At 35.0% G+C, this 25844-nt stretch carries 22 protein-coding genes; 14 read left to right on the forward strand and 8 right to left on the reverse strand.

What is annotated here, in order from left to right:
- Positions 1-152: 152 nt before the first annotated feature.
- From CSC80_RS15085 to CSC80_RS15110, 6 genes are all read right to left on the reverse strand, one after another.
- Entirely contained in the window at positions 153-2654 is a 2502-nt protein-coding gene (locus CSC80_RS15085) for a TonB-dependent receptor plug domain-containing protein (RefSeq protein WP_099192914.1), read from the reverse strand.
- A gap of 23 nt (positions 2655-2677) precedes the next feature.
- Entirely contained in the window at positions 2678-3589 is a 912-nt protein-coding gene (locus CSC80_RS15090; protein WP_099192915.1) for a FecR family protein, read from the reverse strand.
- Positions 3590-3626: 37 nt separating this feature from the next.
- Entirely contained in the window at positions 3627-4148 is a 522-nt protein-coding gene (locus CSC80_RS15095) for an RNA polymerase sigma factor (RefSeq protein WP_058102805.1), read from the reverse strand.
- Positions 4149-4312: 164 nt separating this feature from the next.
- Positions 4313-4969, reverse strand: a complete 657-nt coding sequence (locus tag CSC80_RS15100; protein ID WP_099192916.1) for a hypothetical protein — start codon at positions 4967-4969, stop codon at positions 4313-4315.
- A gap of 178 nt (positions 4970-5147) precedes the next feature.
- A complete protein-coding gene (locus tag CSC80_RS15105; protein ID WP_099192917.1) occupies positions 5148-5531 on the reverse strand; it encodes a response regulator in 384 nt (127 codons plus the stop codon).
- Between the two features lie 300 nt (positions 5532-5831).
- Entirely contained in the window at positions 5832-6212 is a 381-nt protein-coding gene (locus tag CSC80_RS15110) for a transcriptional repressor (protein ID WP_099192918.1), read from the reverse strand.
- 81 nt (positions 6213-6293) lie between these two features.
- Between CSC80_RS15110 and CSC80_RS15115 the strand changes: the two genes are divergently transcribed.
- From CSC80_RS15115 to CSC80_RS15140, 6 genes are all read left to right on the forward strand, one after another.
- The gene (locus CSC80_RS15115) at positions 6294-6698 is read left to right on the forward strand and encodes a MerC domain-containing protein (protein WP_099192919.1); all 405 of its coding nucleotides are present in this window, start codon (positions 6294-6296) and stop codon (positions 6696-6698) included.
- Complete coding sequence (gene folE / locus CSC80_RS15120) at positions 6688-7353, forward strand: GTP cyclohydrolase I FolE (RefSeq protein ID WP_099192920.1); 666 nt, start codon at positions 6688-6690, stop codon at positions 7351-7353. The genes CSC80_RS15115 and folE overlap by 11 nt, the downstream gene beginning before the upstream one ends.
- A 99-nt stretch (positions 7354-7452) precedes the next feature.
- Positions 7453-7695: a hypothetical protein gene (locus tag CSC80_RS15125; RefSeq protein ID WP_143751761.1), complete on the forward strand. Its 243-nt coding sequence runs from the start codon at positions 7453-7455 to the stop codon at positions 7693-7695.
- A 151-nt stretch (positions 7696-7846) separates the two neighbouring features.
- On the forward strand, positions 7847-10216 hold the full coding sequence (locus tag CSC80_RS15130) for a TonB-dependent receptor (protein ID WP_099192922.1): 2370 nt from the start codon (positions 7847-7849) through the stop codon (positions 10214-10216).
- A 45-nt stretch (positions 10217-10261) separates the two neighbouring features.
- Complete coding sequence (locus tag CSC80_RS15135) at positions 10262-11086, forward strand: DUF4625 domain-containing protein (RefSeq protein WP_099193376.1); 825 nt, start codon at positions 10262-10264, stop codon at positions 11084-11086.
- 58 nt (positions 11087-11144) lie between these two features.
- Positions 11145-11624 (forward strand): DUF4625 domain-containing protein, encoded by a 480-nt coding sequence (locus CSC80_RS15140; RefSeq protein WP_099192923.1) that lies wholly within the window; start codon positions 11145-11147, stop codon positions 11622-11624.
- Between the two features lie 108 nt (positions 11625-11732).
- Here the strand turns inward: CSC80_RS15140 and CSC80_RS15145 are convergent, their stop codons facing one another.
- Complete coding sequence (locus CSC80_RS15145; RefSeq protein ID WP_099192924.1) at positions 11733-12959, reverse strand: hypothetical protein; 1227 nt, start codon at positions 12957-12959, stop codon at positions 11733-11735.
- Between the two features lie 110 nt (positions 12960-13069).
- Between CSC80_RS15145 and CSC80_RS15150 the strand changes: the two genes are divergently transcribed.
- From CSC80_RS15150 to CSC80_RS15180, 7 genes are all read left to right on the forward strand, one after another.
- Positions 13070-15424 (forward strand): TonB-dependent receptor, encoded by a 2355-nt coding sequence (locus CSC80_RS15150; RefSeq protein WP_099192925.1) that lies wholly within the window; start codon positions 13070-13072, stop codon positions 15422-15424.
- Positions 15425-15497: 73 nt separating this feature from the next.
- Positions 15498-16532 (forward strand): hypothetical protein, encoded by a 1035-nt coding sequence (locus tag CSC80_RS15155; protein ID WP_071342295.1) that lies wholly within the window; start codon positions 15498-15500, stop codon positions 16530-16532.
- Positions 16525-17793, forward strand: a complete 1269-nt coding sequence (locus CSC80_RS15160; RefSeq protein WP_099192926.1) for a cytosine permease — start codon at positions 16525-16527, stop codon at positions 17791-17793. The genes CSC80_RS15155 and CSC80_RS15160 overlap by 8 nt, the downstream gene beginning before the upstream one ends.
- Positions 17794-17978: 185 nt before the next feature.
- On the forward strand, positions 17979-18716 hold the full coding sequence (locus CSC80_RS15165) for a DUF5995 family protein (protein ID WP_262497252.1): 738 nt from the start codon (positions 17979-17981) through the stop codon (positions 18714-18716).
- Between the two features lie 299 nt (positions 18717-19015).
- Positions 19016-22243 (forward strand): glycosyl hydrolase, encoded by a 3228-nt coding sequence (locus CSC80_RS15170; RefSeq protein ID WP_099192928.1) that lies wholly within the window; start codon positions 19016-19018, stop codon positions 22241-22243.
- 255 nt (positions 22244-22498) lie between these two features.
- On the forward strand, positions 22499-22663 hold the full coding sequence (locus CSC80_RS15175; protein WP_058104242.1) for a Lacal_2735 family protein: 165 nt from the start codon (positions 22499-22501) through the stop codon (positions 22661-22663).
- A gap of 47 nt (positions 22664-22710) precedes the next feature.
- The gene (locus CSC80_RS15180) at positions 22711-23964 is read left to right on the forward strand and encodes an NAD(P)/FAD-dependent oxidoreductase (protein WP_099192929.1); all 1254 of its coding nucleotides are present in this window, start codon (positions 22711-22713) and stop codon (positions 23962-23964) included.
- A 25-nt stretch (positions 23965-23989) separates the two neighbouring features.
- Here CSC80_RS15180 and CSC80_RS15185 read toward each other — a convergent pair whose 3' ends face one another.
- Positions 23990-24904 (reverse strand): helix-turn-helix domain-containing protein, encoded by a 915-nt coding sequence (locus CSC80_RS15185; RefSeq protein WP_099192930.1) that lies wholly within the window; start codon positions 24902-24904, stop codon positions 23990-23992.
- Between the two features lie 149 nt (positions 24905-25053).
- Here CSC80_RS15185 and CSC80_RS15190 point away from each other — a divergent pair, with 149 nt between their 5' ends.
- Positions 25054-25806, forward strand: coding sequence for a hypothetical protein (locus CSC80_RS15190; protein ID WP_099192931.1), 753 nt, complete (start codon positions 25054-25056; stop codon positions 25804-25806).
- The last annotated feature ends 38 nt before the right edge of the window (positions 25807-25844 follow it).

Consider the following 25844-nt stretch of genomic DNA (forward strand, 5'->3'; position numbering starts at 1 on the left):
GTTAATGTTTAACTGAAGGCCTTTTGTGCCTTTCCCTTAATACGCTGAGGCAGTACATATACCCAACCCTCTTTTTGAAAAAAAATAAATTCTATTGATTTACTACCTAATTAATGGAAAAACCAAAGTAGTATTTGAAGTATAATTAGTTATTAAAAATGTATGCTAAACTGTAGGTTGGGGGCAAAACCAATAGTTTTACGATAAGGTTCATCTACAGGTGGTTCATTTTGAAAAATATTGACAATATTGTCCTGATCAAATAAATTAACGATTGACAAGCCCACAATTCCTTTCCAACTTTTCTTAGTGTTCGTAAATCCATACGTGGCAGAAACATCAAATTGATGCATACTTGGAAAACGTTCTGTATACGCTATATCCAAACTATTTTGTGAGGTATTGCCATCTTCATCAAAATCTGGAACAACTACCGGCATACCTGAAAAGTAACCCCAGGTCACCGCCAAATTAAAAGGATCTAAGTGCCATAAACCCGTAACGTGTAAGATATGGCGTTGGTCAAAAAAAATGGGTAAATCGGTATCAAATTCGGTATCTACCTCACTTAATGAATAACTGAATAACGATTCAAAATTATTCCAACGCTTTTTTATAAATAAATCAGCCCCTTTGCTTTTTAACTTTCCTTCTTCAAGTGTACTAGTGTTGGTCTGTACGGTTACGTTTTTCGTATTTCTACTGTACAATTCTACATCAAACAGCCAGCCCGATCTATTGTATATAGCTCCTATCATGGCTTGGTAGCCCTCTAAAACGGATGTAGTTGCATCTGGCAGATACCAAAATTGAGATTGATCATTAAAATCATCAAAATCGTCACGTAGTTTTTTTTGAATAAATTGATGTGAACGACCGGCAGATGTTTTTAAATACAATGCATCACTAAGACTTATATTTACTGATAATCTGGGATCCGCATAAAATCTTTTATTGGGTTCAAAATAGTCTGCATGCATGCCTAAATTGGCCGTCACTTTATCATTCCAGTTTTTATTGTATGAAATGAAAGTACTATGGGTCAATGCATTTTGATCCCTACGACTGTCAACACTATTTTCATCATTTCGCTGATCAAACCGTAAATTATAATCGGTAAGGGTGTACCCGGTTTCTAAAGTAGTATTCTCGTTCAATTGTAGCTGAACTTCGCTAATAAACCGAGTATCGTTTATCGTATTGGAATATTTTTCAAAACTTGAGCGTACATCTGCAGAAAAGCCCTCACTTTTATTATCAATATACAAGGACGATGTACTTACTCTTGCCTGTGCACTTAATCTGTCCGAAAATGTACCTTCCCATTTTATAGTCATTCCCCAATTATCCAAATATAAATCCCTGAAATCCCTGTTATCTTTATCATCCGAATCCTCTAAAACTGCAGACAGTCTATTCTGTATATTTATATAACTAATTGTTGTTTTATGATTCTCATTGATATCATAAATCAATTTTGAATTTATATCATAAAAGCCAACTTTAAAATAATCACTATTTACATCGTTGGCAACAGATTCTAACCGGCTGCCTTGAAAATTTAAATTTGAAAAAGCCCTTAATTTAGGTGAGTTAACTCCTGGGTAGTTAGATCTACCTGCCACATAAAGTGCAAGTTTATCTTTTACCAAAGGTACTTCTGCCGTTGCACCAGCATAAACCGTATTCGCTTGAACGGTATAGGAAGTTGAATCTGGCACCTTGTTTTTTGTGGTCATGTGAATAAGTCCGCCAACACGACCTCCCCATTTGGCAGAAAGCGTATTTCTTTGAATCTCAATTTCACTTACAGTAGTTGGGTTATACGGTGCGATAGCTCCAAAAAAATGTCCATTATGGTATATAGGTATATCATCAATTTCAATAAGGGACTGATCAAAGGTATTGCCCCTAAAATTTAAACTACCTGGTTTACCACTGGGGGTGTGTACACCTGGAATATTTTTAACTACATTAAAAACATCTCCATCCGTTTCACCGGCAAGCAAACCCAAAGATTCCATTTTTATTTGAAACGTATTATCGCTAATTTTAGCGTTGACCCCCCTGGTCAAATAATCTGTTATCTGCACCTCATTTAAATGAATCATTGCGTGTTGTAGTCGCAATGGAGACTTTAGTTCATTTAGATCCATGGCTTTCATATGTATGGTATTATAAAAAGCCGAATGGATATGAACGGAATCTAATGGAAATAAATTCTTAATGGTATAAGTAGATTTTATAGGATATAAAAACCGTTCTTCTCCAGAATTTATCCGAATAGTAACATTACTTACAAATTCTTCAGTTTCCGAATCTACTACCGTAAATGTTACATTTTGCCTAACTGGAATAATCATAAAGGAATTGGTCCCGTTCTCTACAAATTTGACAGGAGCTATTTCTTTAATAGCATTTAAGCAATGAATTAAATTATCACATTTAAAATTAGGGGGTAGAACTACTGGGGCTAAAAGGGTATGGTTATAAGTAAAATCTACATTGTAAACATCTTTGAGTTGCTCTAAACGATCAACCAACTTTAAAGCAGGTTCATTTTGTGAATATGAAGAATTATGATAAAATATACAGAAGAAAATACTAAGGAGAACCGTTATTATTGCACTCTTTTTCTGTTTATAACTTATCATACTAGGCTTTAAGTGATTCAATGTTATTCAAAAATAACCTTATTACGGTCTTTAATCCGGTATTCAATCTCCATAGTGGTAAAAATAGTGGTAAGGGTATGTTGCAAATCTTTATGTTCTATTGTTCCTGTAAATTGTAATGACTCATAAGCTTTGGGAAGATCTATTTCTACATTATAATATCGTTTAACATCAGCAATTACATTTTTTAGCGGTGTTTTTTCATAATTGCTAATACCGCTCATCCAATCTGGACGAGACAATTGATGGGTTGTTAATAGGAGTTCTCCATTATGCAGCGTTACGCTTTGACCCATGGTTATTATTTTGTCATTTTCTTGGTATGAAACTTTTATTTTACCTTCATAGCAATACACTTTAAATTGATCGTTTTGTGTATTGATATTAAATTGTGTTCCTAAAACCGAAACTTGTGCTGTAGGTGTATTGACCACAAATGGTGAACCACTGGTCACCTTAAAGTAAGCCTGGCCTTTAAGTGTAACAAGCCTACTTTCTTCCCATTTGTTTTCATTATACGTAATACTAGAACCAGCATCAATTGCTACTTGAGAACCCAATGGCAAGTCTATTATTTTATTTTCTGCAATTTCGGTTGTGATGGTAGTTGCCCCGGTAGACATAAAATACCAAACGATGCTACATGTAAATAATACGGCCAAACCTGCGGCAATACCCAACCAATTTTTATTTGTAGATTTTTTAATCGGTAAAACCGTAGCATTCGCTTCTTTTAATCTGGACAAACCCGCATCTGCATTAAATGGTTTAACTTTCCAAGTATCAATATCATCTATAACCGTTTTGAGCGCATCTAATTCACCCGATGCTTTCAGTTGTTCTTTCTCCTCGTCACTTAAACGATCATCCATCCAACGGGCAATTAAATTATTATCTTCTAAATGCTTGCTCATACCAGTAATACGTTTGAAAAACTATTTAACCAACCCTTTAAATTGAAAAATCTTTAATTTCTGAAATATTGTTCAATTTTATCAATGCTTTTGAAATGCGTTTCTCAATTGCTGTTTCACTAACTTCTAATCTTAATGCAATTTCTTTATAGGTTAATTTATCTATCCTGTTCATTAAAAAAGCTTCTCTTTGCTTTTCTGGCAGATTAGATATAACAGTTTCAAGCTTTAACCTAAACTCTTTGGTTCTAAGTTTAAAATAAGGGTCTTCATTCTCTTGTTCAAGCACTAAACCCCTTTCAAATTTTAATGCTACTTTTTTATTACGGAGCGTATCTATCATAAGGTTTCTTGCCATTTTATATAAAAAACCAGCTACCCTATTGTAAAGTACGGCACTACATTTAGACCACAATTTCACGAACGAATCATGCACAATATCCTCCGCACGTTGCATATCCCCAAATTTGTAATACAGGTAATTACGTAAACTTTCTGCATGGGTTCTATACACTTGATTGTAAACCTGCTCTTCACAAATAGATGGTTCTTGCCCCATTAATCTAAATTAATTCCTTTATCTATAATAATCCGTACTACTATATTTAACAGCCTTTATAGCTTAAGATGCAATATACTATAAAAATAAAAGCCTATAGATTACTATAGGCTTTGATATATTCATGGTTGACTATTTTGACAATGTTCAAGGAGCGTACTTAATTACTTACTACAGTTTTGATTATAATACAGGACAATAGCTGCTAATTCTGCTCCCTTACCATATTCATCATCTTTAAAGTCCCCATTGTTCATTTTATCAATAAGTGCTTTGCAGTCTCCTAATTGCTTCTTCACCTTTTTCTTGTATCCGATCCAGTCTACATCGCCGACAACTAGCCTATATACCTGTTCAAGATCCGAACCTGGCTTTTTAATGAAGTATTTAATAATAGTACCTCTGGTACTTGGTCCTCTTACAACTCTTCTTGATACTTGTTTTGTTTGACTAGCGGTTAAGTTTCCACTTTGTACAGAATAGGTATCGTAATCAGTTTGTATACTACCATAATTGGTTTGAATATTTTTGGCCAAAAGCATAGTACTGCCATAAACCATAACTTGATATTCCTCTAATTTCTTAGATTTTGCGGAGGTTCTAAAATATTCAATGTCACCTGTCTTTATATGCTCAATTTCTTCATGTGCAATTTTAGCGGTTTCTGAACCTTCTGCTGTAAATAGAATCTTACTACCCTTATTTTCTACTATACCCTCTTTAACATCTCCATTTTTAAAGGTTACTGTACCTTTGTGTTGTGCAGATAAATTTGATAGTATTAAAAGTAATGCTACTAATGATAAAGTTTTGAATTTCATTTGTTAATGGTTTAAGAATTTTAGAAATTCTATAACGCACTACAAATAAATTAATTACATACAACTCAATCTTTGAAGAATCTTTGTCAAGTTCAAATACAATTGTTACAAAAAAGTACTTGTATAGAATCTTCTGCAAAAAGCAGGTTTAACCAGACATTTATAGTTACACGATAACCTACTTATAATTACTTACTTTTTCACCAAACATGTGGCTATAAACCTCATCAATTGCATTATGAATATCTGATTTTGTAAAAGGTTTTGCTACAAAATCTATACAACCAAGCTCTTTTGCCACTACTTCAAATTCTTGTTTGGTTGAGGTGGATATAAATGGTAACCTATCACTGAACATTTCTAAAAATGAGAGTCCGTTCATACCAGGCATTTCTATATCTGAAATTACAAACTGAGGTTTGTTGATTTGTATATGTACCCATGCATCATAAGAATCTTCAAAAGTGGTTATTTTACCTACTAAAGGATGGGTTGTAGCCAACTTTTCTGCCAAGGACAACCAAAGATGAGAGTCATCTACAATAACTAGTTCGAGTTTCATACTTTTCGAGTTTAAAGAGGGAAAAGTATCCTATTGTCTCAAAATGAAAAATTAATTCGGTTGAACGGTTTAAAAAGGTCTTCAAATGTTGAAACAAGACATTGAAATCTCTCTTATTCAATGCATTTATCTGTAAAAACAGGTGCTTAAAATATCCTGTTAAACCAGTGTTTGCCACAAAAGTAGAAGGCTAGAATTTCTTCTAGCCTTTTGTTCCTTATAACCTTCTTAGGTTTATACCTGTCAAGACTATACTAATTATTGACAAACGGCTCACCATATCCGTGACCGCAAGTTAATTTAAACAAAACATGCTTCGCACTTACCTTGTATCAATAATTGTGATATCTCTATTTTTCTGTTTGGAATTTCGGGAAGTGATACATGTACGGGCAAACAATCTACCTTACCACATTGTAAACATTGAAAATGTGGATGAACATCTTTATGTTCTTTTGAGGTACAGCCGTTGCATTTTGCATACCATTTTAATCCATCTTTCCCTAAAAAGGAGTGTAGAACTCCATCATCTTCCAACTTATCCAATACACGATAAATAGTGGTTTTATTAAACGTATCTCCTAACTGCTCAATTAAAGCTTTTGCAGAAATGGCCATTGAGCCTGTGCTAAACTCATTAAGTAAAACCTCAACAGCCTTTGTTTTTCTAATTACTCCCATAAAACAAATATAACGCAACTTTGTTGCATTAACAAATATTATGATTACATTTGCAACTCAGTTGTATTAACATTTACATCAATGCTATTAATTAAACAAAAATCTGACATTTTAGGAACTTTTGCCAGTTCCTTATGTCTTGTTCATTGTATTGCCACTCCATTTCTATTTCTGGCTCAAGCTAGCGCAGCAACCTTTTTCAGTGGTCCGCCTGTGTGGTGGAAATCTTTAGATTACGTGTTCTTGGCTATTTCATTTCTTGCCATATTTTGGTCAACAAAAAACACAACACTAAAATGGATAAAACCAATGCTTTGGTTAAGTTGGTCTGTACTGGCGGCAATAATTCTAAATGAAAAATTAGAACTTTTCCCAATACCAGAATTTGCTATATATATACCCGCCCTTGCTTTGGTTACATTGCATTTGTATAATAGAAATCATTGTAAATGCGCTACGGATAATTGTTGTATACATGAAGAATAAAGAACAAATAGAGATAGTAGGGGATAACCACTTTTCCTCAAGCATAGAAACTCCATTGAGACCTAATGCCTTTGATAAAAGCGATGATGAGAAAATAGAAAGTATTCAGCATCATTTTTCTAAAATAATGGAAGAGCTAGGTTTAGATTTAACCGATGATAGTTTATCCGGTACGCCATACCGTTTCGCAAAAATGTATGTAAAAGAATTGTTTTATGGTTTAAACCCAAAAAACAAACCGAAGCTTTCGGTTTTTGAAAATAAGTATGAATACAAGAAAATGCTTATTGAACAAAACATCACAATAGATTCATCATGTGAACATCATTTTTTACCCATAGTGGGGTATGCCCATGTGGCATATATTCCCCAAAAAAAGGTTATCGGATTGTCAAAAATCAATCGCTTAGTAGATTATTATGCTCGTCGTCCTCAGGTTCAAGAAAGATTGGTTCTTCAAATCTTAAACGACCTGCAAGAAGCATTGGGTACTGAAGACGTTATTGTTTCAGTAACCGCCAAGCACCTTTGTGTATCTTCTAGAGGAATTAAGGACCAGAGCAGTTTTACCACAACCTTAGAGTATGGCGGTCGTTTTTCAGAGACCGATATACGTAATGAGTTTTTAAAAATTATTGGACAAGAAAAAATATAGATCATTAAAGCTTATTACAATCATAAATTTTCAATGAAAAGTAGTCGTATAAAACATAGTATAACTAGAATACTTCTAGTACTTTACCTTTTCACGAATGTGTCTGGACTACATGTTTTATCCCATTCAAATGATGAACAAGAGCATGATACTTGCATTATTTGCGATTATGCCATAATAAATAACTTTACCCCAACTATTTCCCCCAGTTCAAGCGATTTCGGAATAGAGAATCCTGAATTTATAATACCACTTGAAATTGTCACCAATTACCATTTTACAATAGATAGTACTATTGTTACCAAGGCACTATTCTCTAGACCTCCACCTGTATTGCTATAAGTTTCACTACAATTTATGCTAAAAGTCATCTGATTTATATGCCTTATACTATTTGGCTATATAGACTCAATTCATACACTTTTAAGCTAAACGCACCTCTATCATTTTGCTTTTTTAAAGAGCAATTATTCAACTCTTATAGTTCATTTTTATGTTTTATAAAATACTGGGTATATGGCTATTCTTTGGTCTATACTCAATGGCACTTGCACAAAATACTTATCAAATTAAGGGTGTTGTATTACATGCTAAAGACTTATCACCGGCACAAGGCGCCACTATTGTTAGTAAAAACTTGTATGCCGTTTCTATGGAAAATGGAACTTTTACGATAAACAATGTAGCTGAAGGTACTTACACCTTTACCGTATCACATATTGGTTGCGAGCCTGCAACCATGAATGTTGAAGTACAGCAAAACATAAAGGAAATAAAAGTTTTTTTACTTGAAGCTGCCACTGAACTAGAGGAGGTAAAAGTCAACGGAAAGACCAAAAATAGGGAAGCCAAAGAAGTACCGATCGTTACACAAACCGTATCAAAGGAGTTTCTAGAACAAAATAGGGAAAACACCTTAATGCAAACATTGAGCAAAATTGCCGGTGTAAGTACTATTAACATAGGTTCCGGGCAATCTAAACCTGTAATTCGCGGATTAGGGTTTAATAGGGTTGCCGTCGTACAAAACGGCATAAAACATGAAGCACAACAATGGGGCAATGACCACGGACTGGAAATTGACCAGCACGGCATTGAAAACATACGTATTATTAAAGGACCGGCTTCTTTATTGTATGGTTCAGACGCTATAGCGGGTGTTGTAGATATTCAACCGAATAAAACTCCGTTAACCAATTCTTTTAATGGTGAAGTGAATATTCTAGGTGAAAGCAATAATGATTTGCTGGGTGTTTCTACAGGTATTACGGCTAGAAAAGATAAATGGTTTTATCGCGGAAGATTAACATATAGAGATTACGGAGATTACAAAGTACCTGCAGATAGAATCAATTATGAAAATTACATATTTGAATTGCATGAAAATAATTTAAGAAATACAGCCGGATATGAGGCTGATGCAAGTTTAGGTATAGGTTTTGTCTCTGAGGGTATTAAATCTGAAACCGTCTTTAGCAATGTTAATGCAAAAAACGGATTCTTTGCGAACGCACATGGTTTGGAGGTAAGAACTTCCAGTATAGATTATGACAGCTCTAACAGAGATATTGATCTTCCATATCATAAAGTAAACCACTTTAAAATTACCAACAATACTGTTTTAAGCTCGGGTGCACATATTTTAAACATTGACCTTGGCTACCAAAATAACAATAGGAAAGAGCATTCAGAACCCGTACCACATGGGTATATGCCAACACCGCCCGATACCAAGGAAAGATTGTTTATTAAAAATACCTATTCCCTAAATTTTCGTGATACGTTCAAACCCACTGACCAACATAACCTGGTCTTGGGCTTAAATACGGAATACCAAAATAATAATATAGGAGGATGGGGCTTTTTAATCCCGGAATACAATCGGTATACAGCTGGTGTTTTTGGTTATGATCAGTTTAAGGTAAATTCCAATCTTCATGTGCTAGCAGGTTTACGCTATGATATTGGCAGGGTAGACACCAAAGCGCATTATGATTGGTACCCGTCCACAGTAAATAACGATGATGGTTCCACATCATATATACACCTGCAAAGGTCTAAAAACAAAACTCTTGATTTTGGCAGTCTTAGTGCTTCTCTTGGGCTTAGCTACATTCAAAATAAGACCAGCTATAAAATTAACATTGGTAGAAGTTTTAGAATGCCTTTGGCAAATGAATTAGCATCTGACGGTGTCAACTATCACATGTACCGTTTTGAGCAAGGTAATCTTGATCTAGAACCAGAAATATCATATCAGTTAGATTTAAGTGTAGACCATGCTGAAGAAACTTTTAGTGTAGGGGTTAGCCCGTTCGTGAATTTTTTTCAAAATTATATTTACCTCAATCCAACATCAAGCTATTTTGAAACCATACAAATTTATGAATATACACAAGCTAAGGTTTTTAGAATGGGAGGAGAGTTCAATGCAAGTGCCTCTATTTTTAAAAATCTGCAATTAGTTGCATCTGTAGAATATGTGTATTCTAGACAGCAGAGCGGTCCAAAAGAAGGATTTACGTTGCCATTTTCACCGCCTTTATCTGCCTTACTTTCCGCAAAATATCAATTTAACAAGCTGCTATTCTTTGAGAAACCTCAATTGATCGCAGATTTTAGAATTACAGCCGATCAAGAAGACATTGTTCCTCCCGAAGAAAAAACAGATGGCTATCAAGTTTTAAACATGTCTTTCTTATCAGAATTAAATGCGTTCAGCAATAACGCCCCACTTGAAATGCGCATAAAACTGAATAACGTATTCAATACCAAATATTTTAATCATACCAGCTTTTATAGACTTATAGATGTTCCGGAGGCTGGCAGAAACATCTCATTGTCCCTAACAATACCTTTTTAAAATCAGTAATCAGTAATCAAATTAGAAATGAAAACAATGAAAACAATGAAAACAACTATTATGAAACCAAATTTGAAATTTTTAGCAATCGTTGCGTCTGTCGGACTCTTTTTACAATCATGTAGTAGTGATGATGATGAAGGAGCTATTGAATTGAATGCTCCAGTAATTACCAATTTTGAATTTGGTGAAGGTCATCATGACGAAGATGGGGATGATGATCATGATCATGATTCAGAAGAAGCATACGCTTTTAAAGGTTCAGATATTCATTTAGCAGCAGAAATTGCTGCAGAAGCTACCGTAAGTAGTATTACACTTTCTATTCATTCCGATGAAGTAACTGCCGGAGAAGGAGAAGTAGATTGGGATTTTGAGCAAGTATTTACAGATGCCAAATACTTGGTGCTTAATCCTGAATTTCATGAGCATGTAGATGTACCAACAGACATTCCTTCTGGCGAATACCATATTGAACTTTTGGTTACCGATGAATTGGGGAACAGCACAGAAGTAGATGGTCACCTTATAATACTAGATGCCATAGCTATTAGTGGTTTTGAAATGGATGAAACAGTAGCTAGAGGAGATGATTTCCATATTGAATTCATGATACTAGCTGCGCATGGTATACATAGTATAACCGTAGATATTCATGCAGACGGAGTTACACCTGGAGAAGGAGAAGTAGCATGGGATTTTGAAGAAGAATTTTTAGAAGGTTACCATGAAGAAATGGAAGCGGAATTCCATGAACATATAGATGTACCTGCTACTGCTCCTGCGGGGGAATATCATATCATCTTTACTGTTGAGGATGAAGTTGGTAATACCGTAGTATACGAAGCACATATTGATGTAACTGCTTAAATTATAAAACAAAACCGCACGGCGTACCAACATGCTGTGCGGTCTTAAATCTAATCTTATGAAATCTACTTTTAAATATTACTATTTTATATCCATTATACTACTAACTGCGGCGTGTTCTAGTGACGACAGCGTTGAAATTGATGAAGAAAAGCCTACAATTACAGTTAACTATACGGCAGGATTTCCTCAAGGTTGCGCGTTACTTACTAGAGGAGAAACCTATAATTTTAGGGCAATGGTTACGGATAACAATGAACTTGCCGCTTACAGTATTGATATCCATCATAATTTTGATCACCATACCCATGATGACCAGGTAACAGAATGTGATTTAGGTGAAATTAAATCAGCTGTAAATCCTTTGATCTATGTGGAAAACTTTACCATTGAAGGCGCATTGACCAGTTATGAAATCAATATCCCGGTAACCATACCAAATGACATAGATACGGGCGATTACCACTGTGCATATTCGGTTACAGATGCAACCGGTTGGCAGAGCAGAACATCTATAGATATTAAAATTGTGGAGTAATAACGTTTATAGCTGTTATAAGAATAATTTTACAAGAAATTATAGTGAAAGGCAGGAGATTTCTAATCTTGGTAAAGACAAATCTTTTATTAATATTTTCTGATTTGCCTATGCTTCTATAAAATCTACATTTAGTGAGCCATTCACCAACCTGTTCTCATTATCTATACCACTAAAAACCCCTTCTTGGTTTCTACTGTTATTTTTCAAATAGTAGCTTTTGAAATAAATATTAACTCTTTCAAGAGCTATTATTCCTGAAAAATTAAACCTGAAATTAATTACAGAGCCTTTATTTAAAAGCTCTATTCGATCTTTTTCTATATAGACATTATCCGTGAGTGTTACAATTGCGAAATTTGATTTTAATATTTTAAATTTCAATTTTTCCTGAAATCCGTCCACAAATTCAAAAGTTACATTATAAATACCCGGTAATTTGCCATAAAGTGATGCGTACGGACTGTTACTTGATAATTCTAGTGCGTGTTTTGGAACTACACTAGGATTTACAATTCGCTTGTTTCTTATTTCCATAGCAATATAGGGTGGTATTCTAGAATCTTTAGATTTTTGTTCCATTTCTTGCTTACTATCACACTTTTCTAAAATGGAACGTCCGGCAACGGTATTCGTAAATAGATCAAATGTGCAATAGGTACCGATCAAGTATTTTATATTAGATGGTGCTCGGTGTCCTAAATAATAGATTTCACTAGCCCCATCAATATATCTGTCTCCAGAAAGAGTATTTGTTTTAATAGTCAAAGTATCTCCTTGGCGTTTTATATTGCCGTGGCTATAATATTCACGCATGGTGCCATCTTCTAATGGATACATAAAAATATGCTGAATCTTCTTCCAATTTTTAGAAATGATACTTTGCCCTTTTAAGATTGTATTGTCTTCTCCAAAATAGTAGTTGATATAGTAATACGTAATGTCTTCATCATTACTTCTAAGGAGGGTTAGTTGTTTTTCGAACTCATCCTCAGAAGGCTTGTGTTCTGCTAGAAACACCTCATAATCCTGATATCCTAAAAAAAGCAAGATGATAGTTTTATAATAATGATTCAGTTTTATTAGTGGTTTCCCTTTTTCAAATTCACGGAACTTATCATATAAGTACTTACCGTTAATGAATTCGGAACCCAAAGCTTCAAAATCAGTTTTTAAACTAGGCTTGGTTTCATCATAAGCACCATAACCATACAATTGAAAGGTTTTAGGTAATTGCTTAAGATTATGTTTTCTTATAAACTCATCATGTAACTTATCTATTAGTAATTTAAAGTATTCTGAAGTAAAAACTAATGACCCTGAGCTTGTTATCATAAATTCCTATTTTATGATTAAAATTATTAAAAATATTTTTAGTATTTAGAATTAATAAGAATTAATAGATGTGTTTCTACATTTAGCAAACAAACTAATTTAAACAGATCATGAAAAAATTATTCTTACTTATTAGTTTTCTGGTTTCTACCTTAGGTTTTTCACAAACTTTGGTGACCGGTAAAATTACAGACCAAAATGGCGAACCGTTACCCGGAGCCAGTGTTAGCGAAAAAGGTACATCCAATGGTGTAATTTCAGATTTCAACGGAAATTTTGATATTACGATAACATCTGAAGAAGCAGTATTATCTGTTTCTTTTATTGGATTTGAAACAAAAGAAATAATAATTTCAGGACAATCTCAAATTGATATAGAACTGCTAGAAACTGCTGTATCACTGACTGGGGTTACCGTTCAAGGTTTCTCTGGTGTTATGGGTAAATCCCGTAAACGAACAGAATCTATACAAACCACACCAGAATCTGTTACCGCTTTGAATGCGGAAGGAATTGAAAGTGCCGGTATAACAGACGTTAGTTCATTTTCAACCCTTGTCCCAAATTTAAAATTTAACTCTGCGCAATCCATTGGTTTAAACTTTATTACGGTTCGTGGTATTCCTCAAGTAAGGGGAGGCGATGCCCCTTTGGCTTTCGTTATTGACGGTGTTACCATTCCAGATCCAAGTTTATTAAGTCAAGATTTGTATGACTTGGCATTGGTTGAAGTGGTTAAAGGTCCGCAAGGTGCTTTATATGGCAAAAATGCAATTGGTGGCGCCGTAAATATCTACACAAAAGACCCTACCAATAAAATGAACAACCAAATCAAAATAGGTGTTGGTAATGGTGGTTTTAAACAAGCACAGTTCGTATCATCCGGAGCTATAGCGAAAGACAAGTTGTTCTACCATTTTTCAACACAGTATAAAGATTTTGATGGATTGTTGACCAACGAGTTCTTAGACAAAAAAGTTGATTTTAGAGAAGATATTAATGTAAGGGGTCAATTGAAAGCGAAGTTATCTTCTAACTTCTCAATGACAGGTTCTTACCAGTATTTTAATATAGAAGGTGGCGCAACTTATTACTCGGTTAACCCAACAGGAACAGATGGCGAATTTACAGGTGGTATTTTAGATCCTAATCCGTCAGATGGTAATAATGTAATATTTTCTGATGTGCTTGGAAGATCTGATATGAACAACAGCTATGGTACCTTAAACATGGACTATAACCTTACTGGTATTAAATTACAAAGTATCACTTCTATTAATAAAGTAGAGCGTTCTACCAGTGGAGATTTAGATTTTCTTGAGTTGGACGGATTAACACAAGGCGAAGAAATTACTACCAAAACTTTTAACCAAGAAATTAGAATTAACAATACCAAAACAGATACTAAGTTTGATTGGAGTTTAGGCGGATTCTACCAAAAAATAGAAAAAGATTTCTACCAAAACGGAACTACGGGGGTAGATTTTGGAGGACCTGATGCCTATGATACCGCAGATTATATTAATGAAACCCAAACCATAGCTTTATTTGGATTTGGAGATTACAAACTAACCGATAAATTAACATTATCTGCAGGTTTCCGTTTAGATATGGACAAGTTTACGCAAGATGATGCGTTATTTGTTACCAATTCAGAAAGAGACAACAATGAATTTCAGCCTAAAGTCTCTTTTTCATACCAAGCAAACAAAAATATATTAGTGTATGCAAACTACGGACGTGGATATAGAAATGGCGGATTCAATGCTCAGCCAACTGATTTGTTCAATAGAGAGTTTGACGATGAAACTTCAGACAATTATGAATTAGGATTTAAAACTACTTCATGGAACGATCGCTTAATACTTAACGGTTCTGTATTCTATTCTTCTTTAAATAACCAACAACAATACATTTTAGATTTGACCACTTTTATTGCAGGAGTTTACAATTATGATAAGAGTGATGTTTTCGGTTTTGAGTTGGAGTCTCGTGCTAGACTTACCAACTTCTTAGATATTTTTGCCAATATAGGTGTAACAGATGCTAAAATTGTAGAAGGTGGTACTACAGGTGGAGACGATGGTACTTTTACAAACAATTCCGCTTACCATGGTCAAAAAACACCGTTTGTACCTGTAAGTACTTTCGCTGTCGGATTAGAATCTTCATTCAATATTACCGATTATTTAAAATTCAACGGTTTCTTAAACATGGACACTACAGGGAAAACCTATTGGCATGAAAGTAATCGAGATGCCTTTACTACTGATACTTATTCTTTGTTAGATGCTCGTTTTGGAATATCCTATAAAAACTGGAAGCTTGAATTTTGGGGTAAAAACCTAACTGATAAAGAGTACTACCAAGAATTTTCACCAGGAGAATTTGTTGGCAGTCCTGATGATGTTGCCTGGAGAGGTCAACCTTTAACCGTTGGTACTGCAATATCTGTAAAGTTCTAAAATTCTACAACCATTAACTGATAATTATGGGCATCGTCTTAGGATGCCCTTATCATACTTTTTTTAAATACATATGGAAGCCAAAAGAGAACGTTTTTCAAGAATATTAATGGAAGATATGTTTCAGGTACAACCTGGAGAAACCATTGCCATTACAGCGGATTTAGGTACAGATAGAGCTACTATTGATGCTATGGCCCAAGCTGCACAAAATGCTGGTGGACTGCCATTGGTCATGTATATTCCCCAAGCTGAAAAAGACAGTCAAGCCGGAATGAAGGATTGGCCTTCTGAAGCATTAACAGCAGCCTTATTAAAAGCTGATGTATGGATTGAAGCCAATGAAGTAGTGCTTTTATACTCAGAAATCTGGGAAAAAGCTATGAGAGATAATAAAAAGCTACGCTACTTAATAATTGCAGAAAGCTCTATAGATTCGCTAGACCGAGTATTTACAGGTTTTGAAATTCCCGTTTTAAAGAAACTTCTGTCTAAAGTAACCAGTATGGTCAAAACTGCAAATACTGTACGTATCACCAGTGATAACGGAACAGATGTATCTTACGATATTGATACTAATTACACCTTCGATTATGATGATGGCGATTTTTCCATGCCTAAGTTTGGTACAGCACCCGGTTTTGTAAATGTGGTCCCCAAATTAGATAGCATGAACGGTCGTATTATATTCGATTATTTACAGCATGCAAAACTTACTGATAAAGTAGCATTTGTATTGAAAGATGGTAAAATTGTTGAAATAGAAGGGGAGGGCGCTGCTAAGTTCAAAGAATACCTCACTTCTTTTGAAGACGAGAACATGTATAAGATTTCTCATAATATGATAGGGCTTAATCCGAAAGTTCATGCCATTACAGGTGAACTTGTTGAAGACGAACGTATTTGGGGCGGTGTAGATTTCGGATTTGGACATACAAGCGCCATGGATATGCCTCCATTCGGACAAATGGCTAAATCGCATTTTGACGGCGTAGTAGCCAAAACCAGTATTTATTTTGATGAAATACAAATTACCGATAATGGCGAAGTATGTCATGAAGAATTAAGACCTTTAGCAGAGAGCTTATTAAGCGCTACAAATGTCTAACCAAGCAGATCAATACGCAACTACCAAAGTTCAACCCAAAGACTTCGTTTCTGGTTGGGTGGTAGCGCTGATAATTGCAAGTACGGGATTATCGGTATCCACCTTGTTTTTAGGCTCTGAAATTGCCCTTGGTCTTGGTTTTAAAGATGCACTTATTGCCTTTGGTATCTCTACATTGGTATTGACAATTATGTGTATGGCGACTACCTTAATCGGTAATCGTTCAAGATTATCTACTTACATGATTCTTCATTTTAGTTTTGGGGAACATGGAGCAAAGATTGTCAATTTCATTTTTGGCATAACCTTAATCGGGTGGTTTGCCGTAGCGTTAGAATTATTAGCCATTGCTATTTTTGATACCACTTCGAGTACATTTAGCTTTACCATTTCAAAAGAACTGATCATTATCGTGACCAGTATTTTTATTACGATTACTACGGTTTATGGAATTAGAAGCATTGAGAAAGTCGCTAATATTTCCATCCCAATTTTAACTGCTTTTCTAAGTTATGTTTTTTACCTATCTCTTGAGAAATTAGAAACTCCAGCAGCACTGTTCGATTATATTCCCGAAGAAAATTCAATGACACTCTTTAAGGCAACTTCAATTCTAGTAGGCGCGGCAGTTTTATTCCCAGTATTAATGGCGGATTTTTCTAGATTCGTAAAAAACGACCAACAAAGTCTTGCCTCTGTTTTAGGATTAACTATTGGTACTCCGCTTGCATATATTTTAAGCGCAGTACCTTCCATACAAACCGGTGAAATTGATATCATCAAAATAATGGAAGCATATAATATGGTAATTCCTGCTTTTTTACTTCTATTCATATCCACATGGAGCACCAACGCGACCAACCTTTATTCGGCGAGCTTAACGTTTACAACCATCAATAAAAAATGGACATTTAAAAGCGTCGTAATCATCTCAAGTATTATTGGTACAATCTTAGCCCTTTTGGGTTTTGCTAGTTACCTTTTTGAATTTTTAGAGTTTTTGGGCATTTTAGCTCCGTCCATTTCTTCTATCTATTTTATTCATTTCTTTTGGATTGAAAGACAACAGTACAACCTTGAAGATATTATTAAATGGGAACCAGCAGCTCTAATCAGTTGGGTGTTGAGTTCACTGATCAGTATGCTAACTTACTTTGAAGTATTTCAGATAACAGGTGCATATTTTCTAGATTCGTTTCTTTTGGGAGCAATCATCTATTTGGCTTTTAAATGGAGAGCTATATTTAAAACTGCCGATTAATTATCTTTTTCTACAGCTTGAGATTTATTCTTTTTTGTAGTTATAGCAAAAGTTTACTTTACGTAACTTCAAATTACAATTAGAATTGGATAAATTTATAGCTATGAAAACGATTATACGTTTTAATAACAATATAGCAGTATAATACTGTAGCCAAAACAATTATCATTAGCCGACCGACCACCATACGAGAAGTCCTATTTCAATTGGACGAAATCATAGATAGTGCAATAGCCAACAACGATCGGATAGGGTTCTTTGCTTTTTTATACAGAAGAGTAACCGCTGAAATTCAAAAGGAGATAATACTAGGCAATTTTGAAGACAATGCCCGTATGGAAATCTTTGATGTAGCCTTCGCCAATTACTATTTAGATGCCTACAATGGATATAAAAAGCAGACGTCAATCAGTAAATCGTGGCAATTTGCCTTTGGTTCAAAAGATGAACCTTTAACCATTTTACAGCATATCATGTTAGGTATCAATACCCATATTAATCTTGATTTGGGATTAGCCGCAAGCGCTGTAATGCAAGGCAAAGAAATAAGTGATATAGAAAATGATTTCAATACAGTAAATTCTATCCTAGGAAATATTGTAAACGAAATGCAAGACCGATTAAGTAGGGTTTCTCCCTTGCTTTTTCTATTGGACATTGCAGGTAAGAACACCGATGAAGAGATTATCAATTTTAGTCTGGGCAAGGCTAGGGCATTTTCATGGTACAATGCCAATTTGCTTTGGGGCTTGGGCGTTGGTCATCAAGATAACGCTATACGTCAAATGGATTTAGCGGTTTTACGATTAGGGGAATTCATTAAATCCCCGAAATCAACTCTTATCAACTATACCCTTAAGTTTATAGGGAAATTTGAAGAAAAGAACGTGGTTGCAGTAATTTCTAAATTGCGCAAGGATTAATTTTTATTGAATTGATCAAAACTATATTTACTTTAAAAATATTAATTAGAAATTACTAAAAATCGCAACTGTTTAATAACCAATTCTAAATAATATACCCTACAACTATTAAATTTATAATTGTAAGTTAAAAGAGTATTAAATAATCTTCTTAACCCTAGTAATTTCACTAATTTGAAGCTACATCTAAATAGTAAATTTGAGTTCTTTTTAAGGGACAGTTGGTAGATTTTCAACTTGTCTTTTACCCTTTATTTTCTATTTCGAAGTTACAACACAAATTAAACTACAATCAAACTATGAAAACTATTATTAAAACTGTACTACTATTGCTATGCATTAGTAGTATCGGGTTCTCTTTGCGTGCACAAGAAAAAAACAAAAATCCCTTTAGTGGACTAAAATTTAGAAATATTGGTCCTGCAATGACCTCTGGTCGTATTGCCGATATTGCTATTCATCCTGAAAATGAAAATATCTGGTACGTAGCCGTTGGTTCTGGCGGCATGTGGAAAACAATGAATTCTGGAACTACCTGGACACCTATTTTTGAAAAACAAGGTGCCTATTCAATGGGTTGTGTAACCATAGACCCTAGTAATCCACACACTATTTGGGTAGGAACAGGTGAAAACGTAGGTGGTCGCCATGCCGGTTTTGGTGATGGGATCTATGTTAGTCATGATGATGGTAAAACATGGAAGAATATGGGTCTAGAAAATTCTGAACACCTTTCCAAAATTATTGTACATCCTACCGATTCCGACACCATTTGGGTAGCTTCACAAGGTCCTTTATGGAGTAAAGGTGGCGATCGTGGTGTCTATAAAACTATAGATGGTGGTAAAACTTGGAAACGTACCTTGGGTGATGCTGAATGGGTTGGAGCAACAGATATGCTAATAGATCCAACCAATCCTGATGTTCTATATGCGGCTACATGGCAAAGACACAGAACTGTTGCCGGCTATTTAGGCGGCGGTCCTGGTTCTGGACTTCACAAAAGTACGGATGGTGGTGAATCTTGGAAACCTTTAAAAAATGGAATCCCAAAATCCAATCTTGGTAAAACGGGCTTGGCTATGTCCCCATTTAACCCGGAAGTTATTTATGCCGCGCTTGAGCTTGACAGGACCAAAGGTGGTTTCTATATGTCCAACAATGGTGGAGAATCTTGGGTTAAACAATCCGATGCCGTTTCTGGTGGTACGGGTCCGCATTACTATCAAGAAATTATTGCTTCGCCACATGAAGAAGGTACGGTTTACTTTATGAACAATAGTGCATTGGTAACTAAAGACCACGGGAAGACCTTTACACAAATGAGCAGGTCTAACCAACATAGTGACAGTCATGCACTGGTCTTTAAAAAATCGGACCCAAATTATTTATTAATCGGTACTGATGGTGGCTTATATGAAAGTTTTGATAATACCAAAAGCTGGAAATATGTAAGAAACCTGCCTATAACCCAATATTTTAAAATTGCCGTTGACGATGCAAAACCTTTTTATAATGTGTACGGTGGTACGCAAGATAATGGTTCACATGGCGGACCTTCACGTACCAGAAGTTCCGATGGTATCGCTAGTGCAGATTGGTGGAAAACCCTAGGTGCGGATGGTGCACAAACGGCTACAGAACCTGGTAATCCTGATATTACGTATGGTGAATTTCAGCAGGGGGCGTTATGGAGAATTGATAGTAAAACTTTAGAAAGTGTTTTTATACAACCTCAAGCCAGGGAAGGTGACCCGTTTGAACGTTTCAATTGGGATGCTCCAATTCTTGTGAGTCCACATAACCCAACTCGCTTATATTTTGCATCGCAACGTGTATGGAAATCAGAAAACAGGGGAGATGCTTGGGAACCTATTTCAGAAGACCTTACATTGAACCAAGAACGGATGGAGTTTCCTTACTATGGAACATCGCAAAGCTGGGACAATGCTTGGGATATTAAAGCGATGTCCAATTACAATACCATAACCTCACTAGCTGAATCTCCTAAACAGGAAGGTTTAATTTATGCCGGTACGGATGACGGACTTATTCAAGTTACTGAAGATGGTGGAGCAACGTGGAGAAAATTTAGCCTAAATAACATTAAAGGTGTTCCTGAAACTCCCTTTGTAAATGATGTTAGAGCGGATCTTTTTGACGCAAATGTGGTATATGCTGTATTAGACAATCATAAATACGGAGATTACAAACCATATATTATTAAAAGTAGTGACAAAGGAAAATCTTGGACTTTAATCAATGGTAACCTACCGAATAAATTACTGATTTGGAGACTGGTACAGGACCATGTTAAAAAAGATATACTTTTCGCTGCCACTGAATTCGGTGTATACGTCACCTTAAATGGTGGTGGTAAATGGACTAAGCTTGAAGATGGTATGCCTAATATTCCTATTAGAGATATTACCATACAACGTCGAGAAAATGATTTGGTTGCAGGATCGTTCGCTAGAGGTATCTATATTTTAGATGATATTTCACCATTGCGTGAATATGATGCTAGTGCTTCGGCTAAACTTTTCCCAGTTAAAACCGTGCCATGGTATAAACCATCTAGTAGGGTAGGTAGCCAAGGTGATGCTGAATGGATAGGTGAAAACCCTCCTTTTGGCGCAACATTTACTTATTTCATGTCTAATAAACTAAAATCAAAAAAAGACATTCGTAAAGCTGCGGAGAAAAAAGGTACAGGCAAATTTCCTGGATGGGATGCGCTGGAAGAAGAGAAATTACAAGATGGACCATCAATCGTATTGGTAATCAAAGACGCTAGCGGAAATGTGATAAACAGCGTAAAAGGTACCAACAAAGAAGGCTTTAATCGCGTAAGCTGGAATTTGAGCTATCCAAATAAAAATGGAGAACGTTTAGAAGCCCCAAGAGGAAGACGTGGTCGCCGTGGAGGTGGCATTATGGTTACACCGGGCGAATATTCAGTAACATTAATGAAGCGTGAAGATGGAGTGAATACTGTTTTACAAGGTCCGGAATTATTTAATGTAACACCTGTATTTGAAAGTGCTTTACCTAGAAAGTCAAATGAAGAAATCAGTAATTTTAGAGAAGCTGCTTTTGCTTTTCAACAAGATTTAACAGCTACAAATATTGCCTTGTCCACAAGTCAAAAAACCGTTAATGCCATGTTACGTGCCTTGAACAAAGCACCTAATCCTTCTGAAGATTTGTATAAAAAATTATACGATACTAAAAACAACTTATTGGCTATCGATAAGGAGTTAAACGGTGATGAGATAAAAGAAGAAATAGGTGAACGTTCTAACCCTACAGCCAGTGATGGTAGTTCAATAGGGTGGAGAGCCTTAGGAACTACCTACGGACCAACAGGTGAACATAAAGCCTTTTTAAGTCGTGTACAAAGTCAGCTTAAGAAAGTAAAGACCAAGCTTCAGCCGATAATAGAAACCGAACTACCAGCACTTGAAGGTGAATTGAAAAAATCTGGAGCTCCTTGGATTGAAGGTCAAGGACTTATCAAAAATTAATTTCAAGAATAGTTATAAGCAGCACTAGTACTGCTCAACAAGAACATATACCGCTTAAAAGCTTAGTCGTACAAATTCATATGTCTAAGTTTTTAAGCGGTATTTTTTTATGTTAGTACGATAAATTTCAACTTAATTACTTCAATAACAGCTAGGTTTGGATTATTTTGTTTAACTATTTATTGTATTAATTAAACATTATGTATTTTTAGTGTCTAATTTGTAGAGATACAATTCATGAGTAATATTAAAATTATGTTCGGAATATTTAAAAAAAAGTCGGAAAAAGAAAAGTTACAATCTCAATATGAAAAATTGTTGAGTGAAGCTCATAAACTTTCTACCACCAATAGAAAAATGAGCGATCAAAAAGCTTTTGAAGCCGATGAAATAATGAAAAAAATTGAAATGCTTTCTTAATTAAGCTTATTCAATTTAGAAATAGTAATAAAGTGAAGTAGGTAAACATGGATAAGCAGGATTATAAAATACATATTGTAGGTGCTGGGGTTAGTGGATTGATAGCTGCGACTGTTTTAGAACAAAACGGATTTTCTCCTATAATTATTGAAGCTACGGATAGAGTTGGAGGTAGGGTAAAGACAGATAAGATAAATGGTTATCAATTAGATCAAGGTTTTCAAGTATTGTTAACTGCATATCCAGCTGCTCAAAAATATCTAGATTATAAATCTTTGGAGCTACAACACTTTTTACCTGGCGCGTCAATTTTCAAGAATAAAAAACAAGAGGTAATAGGTGATCCGCTAAGGGATACATCCCTACTTTTTTCAACTCTTCTTGCCAACGTTGGCTCATTTTCAGATAAAATAAAGATTCTAAAATTAAATACTAGACTTAAGAATAAAACTATTGAGGAGATTTTCTCAGACAAAGAACAATCTACTCTTTCTTATTTAAAAGCACTAGATTTCTCTGAAAGTATGATCAATGATTTTTTTAAACCCTTCTTTAGCGGAATATTTTTAGAAGACCAACTAGAAACCTCTAGCAGAATGTTTGAGTTTGTTTATAAAATGTTTGGTGAAGGCAGTGCTGCATTACCTAAAGGTGGCATTGAAGAAATTCCTAAACAATTATTACAGAAATTAGAAAATACTACGGTTACGTATGACTCAGCCGTATCCTCAGTCGTAGATGGTAAAATTATTCTTAGAAATGGACAAGAAATAGTAAGTGATTTTATTATCGTTGCAACTGAAGCTAGTAGCTTAATTCAAAACTTAAAGAATCAGAAAATTGATTGGAAGTGTTGTGATACTTTATATTTTGAAACGGAAGACAGGGCAATTCAAAAACCGTTGATCGGATTAATTCCTGATCAAAACACATTGATCAACAATATTGTTTACCATACCGGTCTTAAGACATCCGTAAATGGCGGTAAAGAATTACTATCGGTTACCGTGGTGAATAATCAGGGCTTATCCGGGAATACTCTTGTTGACCAAGTACAAAAGGAGCTGAAAGAATTTTGTGGTATAACCACTTGCTCATTTATAAAACACTACAGCATTCCTAAGTCACTACCAAAATTAAGTGATTTGCAATATGAAATATCACCTTCTGAAACTCGCTTAACCGAAACTATATATTTGGCAGGTGACGTACAATTAAACGGTTCATTAAATGCCGCAATGATTGCCGGTGAAAAAGCGGCGCTTGGTGTTATAGAAAATTTGCAGGGTTTATTTAAATAATGCTTATATATAGTCTTTACTCTGATTAATTCAGAGAGGCCCTGAATTTCTTTGGTGAATGTCCCACCTTTTGCTTGAATAACCGACTAAAGTGTTGCGGATATTTAAAACCTAGTTCATACGCGATTTCACTTACCGATTTATTTGGATCGAATACTTTCTCTTTTGCCACATCGATCATTTTTGACTGAATATATTCTTGTGCAGATTTACCGGTTTCCTTTTTAACCAAATCCCCAAAATAATTGGAAGATAAATGTAGCTCATCAGCAAAGTAACCTACTGACGGCAATCCATTGGTTTTTGGTTTATCCGAATAAAAATAGCTACTTAGAAGGTTTTCAAACTTTTCTAAGGTTCCTTTGTTCACCACTTCTCGTGTAATGAATTGACGATCATAAAAACGAAGGCAGTAATCTAAAAACAATTCAATATTGGTAACGATCAGTTTCTTGCTATGCTTATCTATAGGCTGTTCTAGTTCAAATTGGATTTTATCCAATAAACTCAAAATTACTTTTCGCTCTTTTGCCGACAGATGCAAGGCTTCATTACTGGAGTAGGCAAAGAAATTAAATTCATGTATTTTTTTAGCCAAGTCCGTACCCAATAAAAGGTCCGGGTGAAATAACAAGGCATAACCTTTTGGCACATAACCCGGTTCATATCCCCCAAATTCTATAGTTTGGTTGGGCGCCATAAAAACCAAGGTACCCTCATCATAATCGTATGAACTACCGCCGTACTTTAATTTACAGCCAACTGCATCTTTCAAAAAAATAGCATAACAGCTATAATGAAATCCGTCATAGGATTTATTGGTATATCCGCTTTCATCTACCCTAAAAAAGTCTACAATACCCACCAACGGGTGAAGTACCTCGTAATTTCTTAGTTTAAAGTAATCTGCAATGGTTTTGATTTCCAATATATTTTTCACAACCGGTTGATTTTAAAATAAAGATAACCTATTGATAGACAAATCATCAAGTGTAATGACAATATCAGTAATAATGGTATAAACATCAGTTATTCGGGTAGTATAGCACCTGTTTTCTTAGCGTAATTTTGGCAAAGTAATCACGTTAAATGAAGAAGATAGGAACTTTTTTGCTATTGCTATTAGGCATGACCTCTTATGCGCAGGAAAATGAACAAGAGAAAAACAACATGTTTTTAGATGATTTTAGAGGTACTGCCAGTATTACCCATAATGGCGTATCATTGGTTCCTTCTTTTTCTTTAGGTGATCCTGCTTTGTTATTCGATTTAAAGTTTATTAAAAAGAAATTCAGTTTTGAACCAGATATGCGTTTTTCGCTCGAAGGCAAACCATGGACCATGCTTTTTTGGTTCAGGTACAAAGCAATGGAGAATGAAAAGTTCTCTTTAAGGTTAGGGGCTCATCCGGGATTAAATTTTAGAACGGTCAATATCATACGTAACGGACAAAGTGAAGCTATTTTAGAATCTAGAAGATACTTAGGCGCAGAAGTGGTACCTAAATATCAAATTACCAATAAAATAGGAGTAGGCATGTATTATTTGTATGGTCGAGGTTTTGACGAAGGAGTGAAAGAAACTAATTTTTTGGTATTCAATCTTTCATTCAATCAAATAGCTCTCTCAAACTCGTTATTTTTAAACTTTACGCCACAAGTTTACTATCTTACTTCAGATGAACTTACGGGGTACTATACTTCGGGATTTTTAACTTTAGCGAAGAAGAACTGTCCATTTTCATTGACCGGAGTCATAAATAAAGGCATTAGCACGCAAATATTACCCGATGACGATTTTACGTGGAGTATTCTTTTGAACTATAGTTTTTCGAAAAATTAAAGGAATACCATTAAACAAACTAAAGTATAATACTAATT

Source organism: Maribacter sp. 6B07 (genome assembly GCF_002700155.1).
In the GTDB taxonomy this organism is placed as follows: Bacteria; Bacteroidota; Bacteroidia; order Flavobacteriales; family Flavobacteriaceae; genus Maribacter; species Maribacter dokdonensis.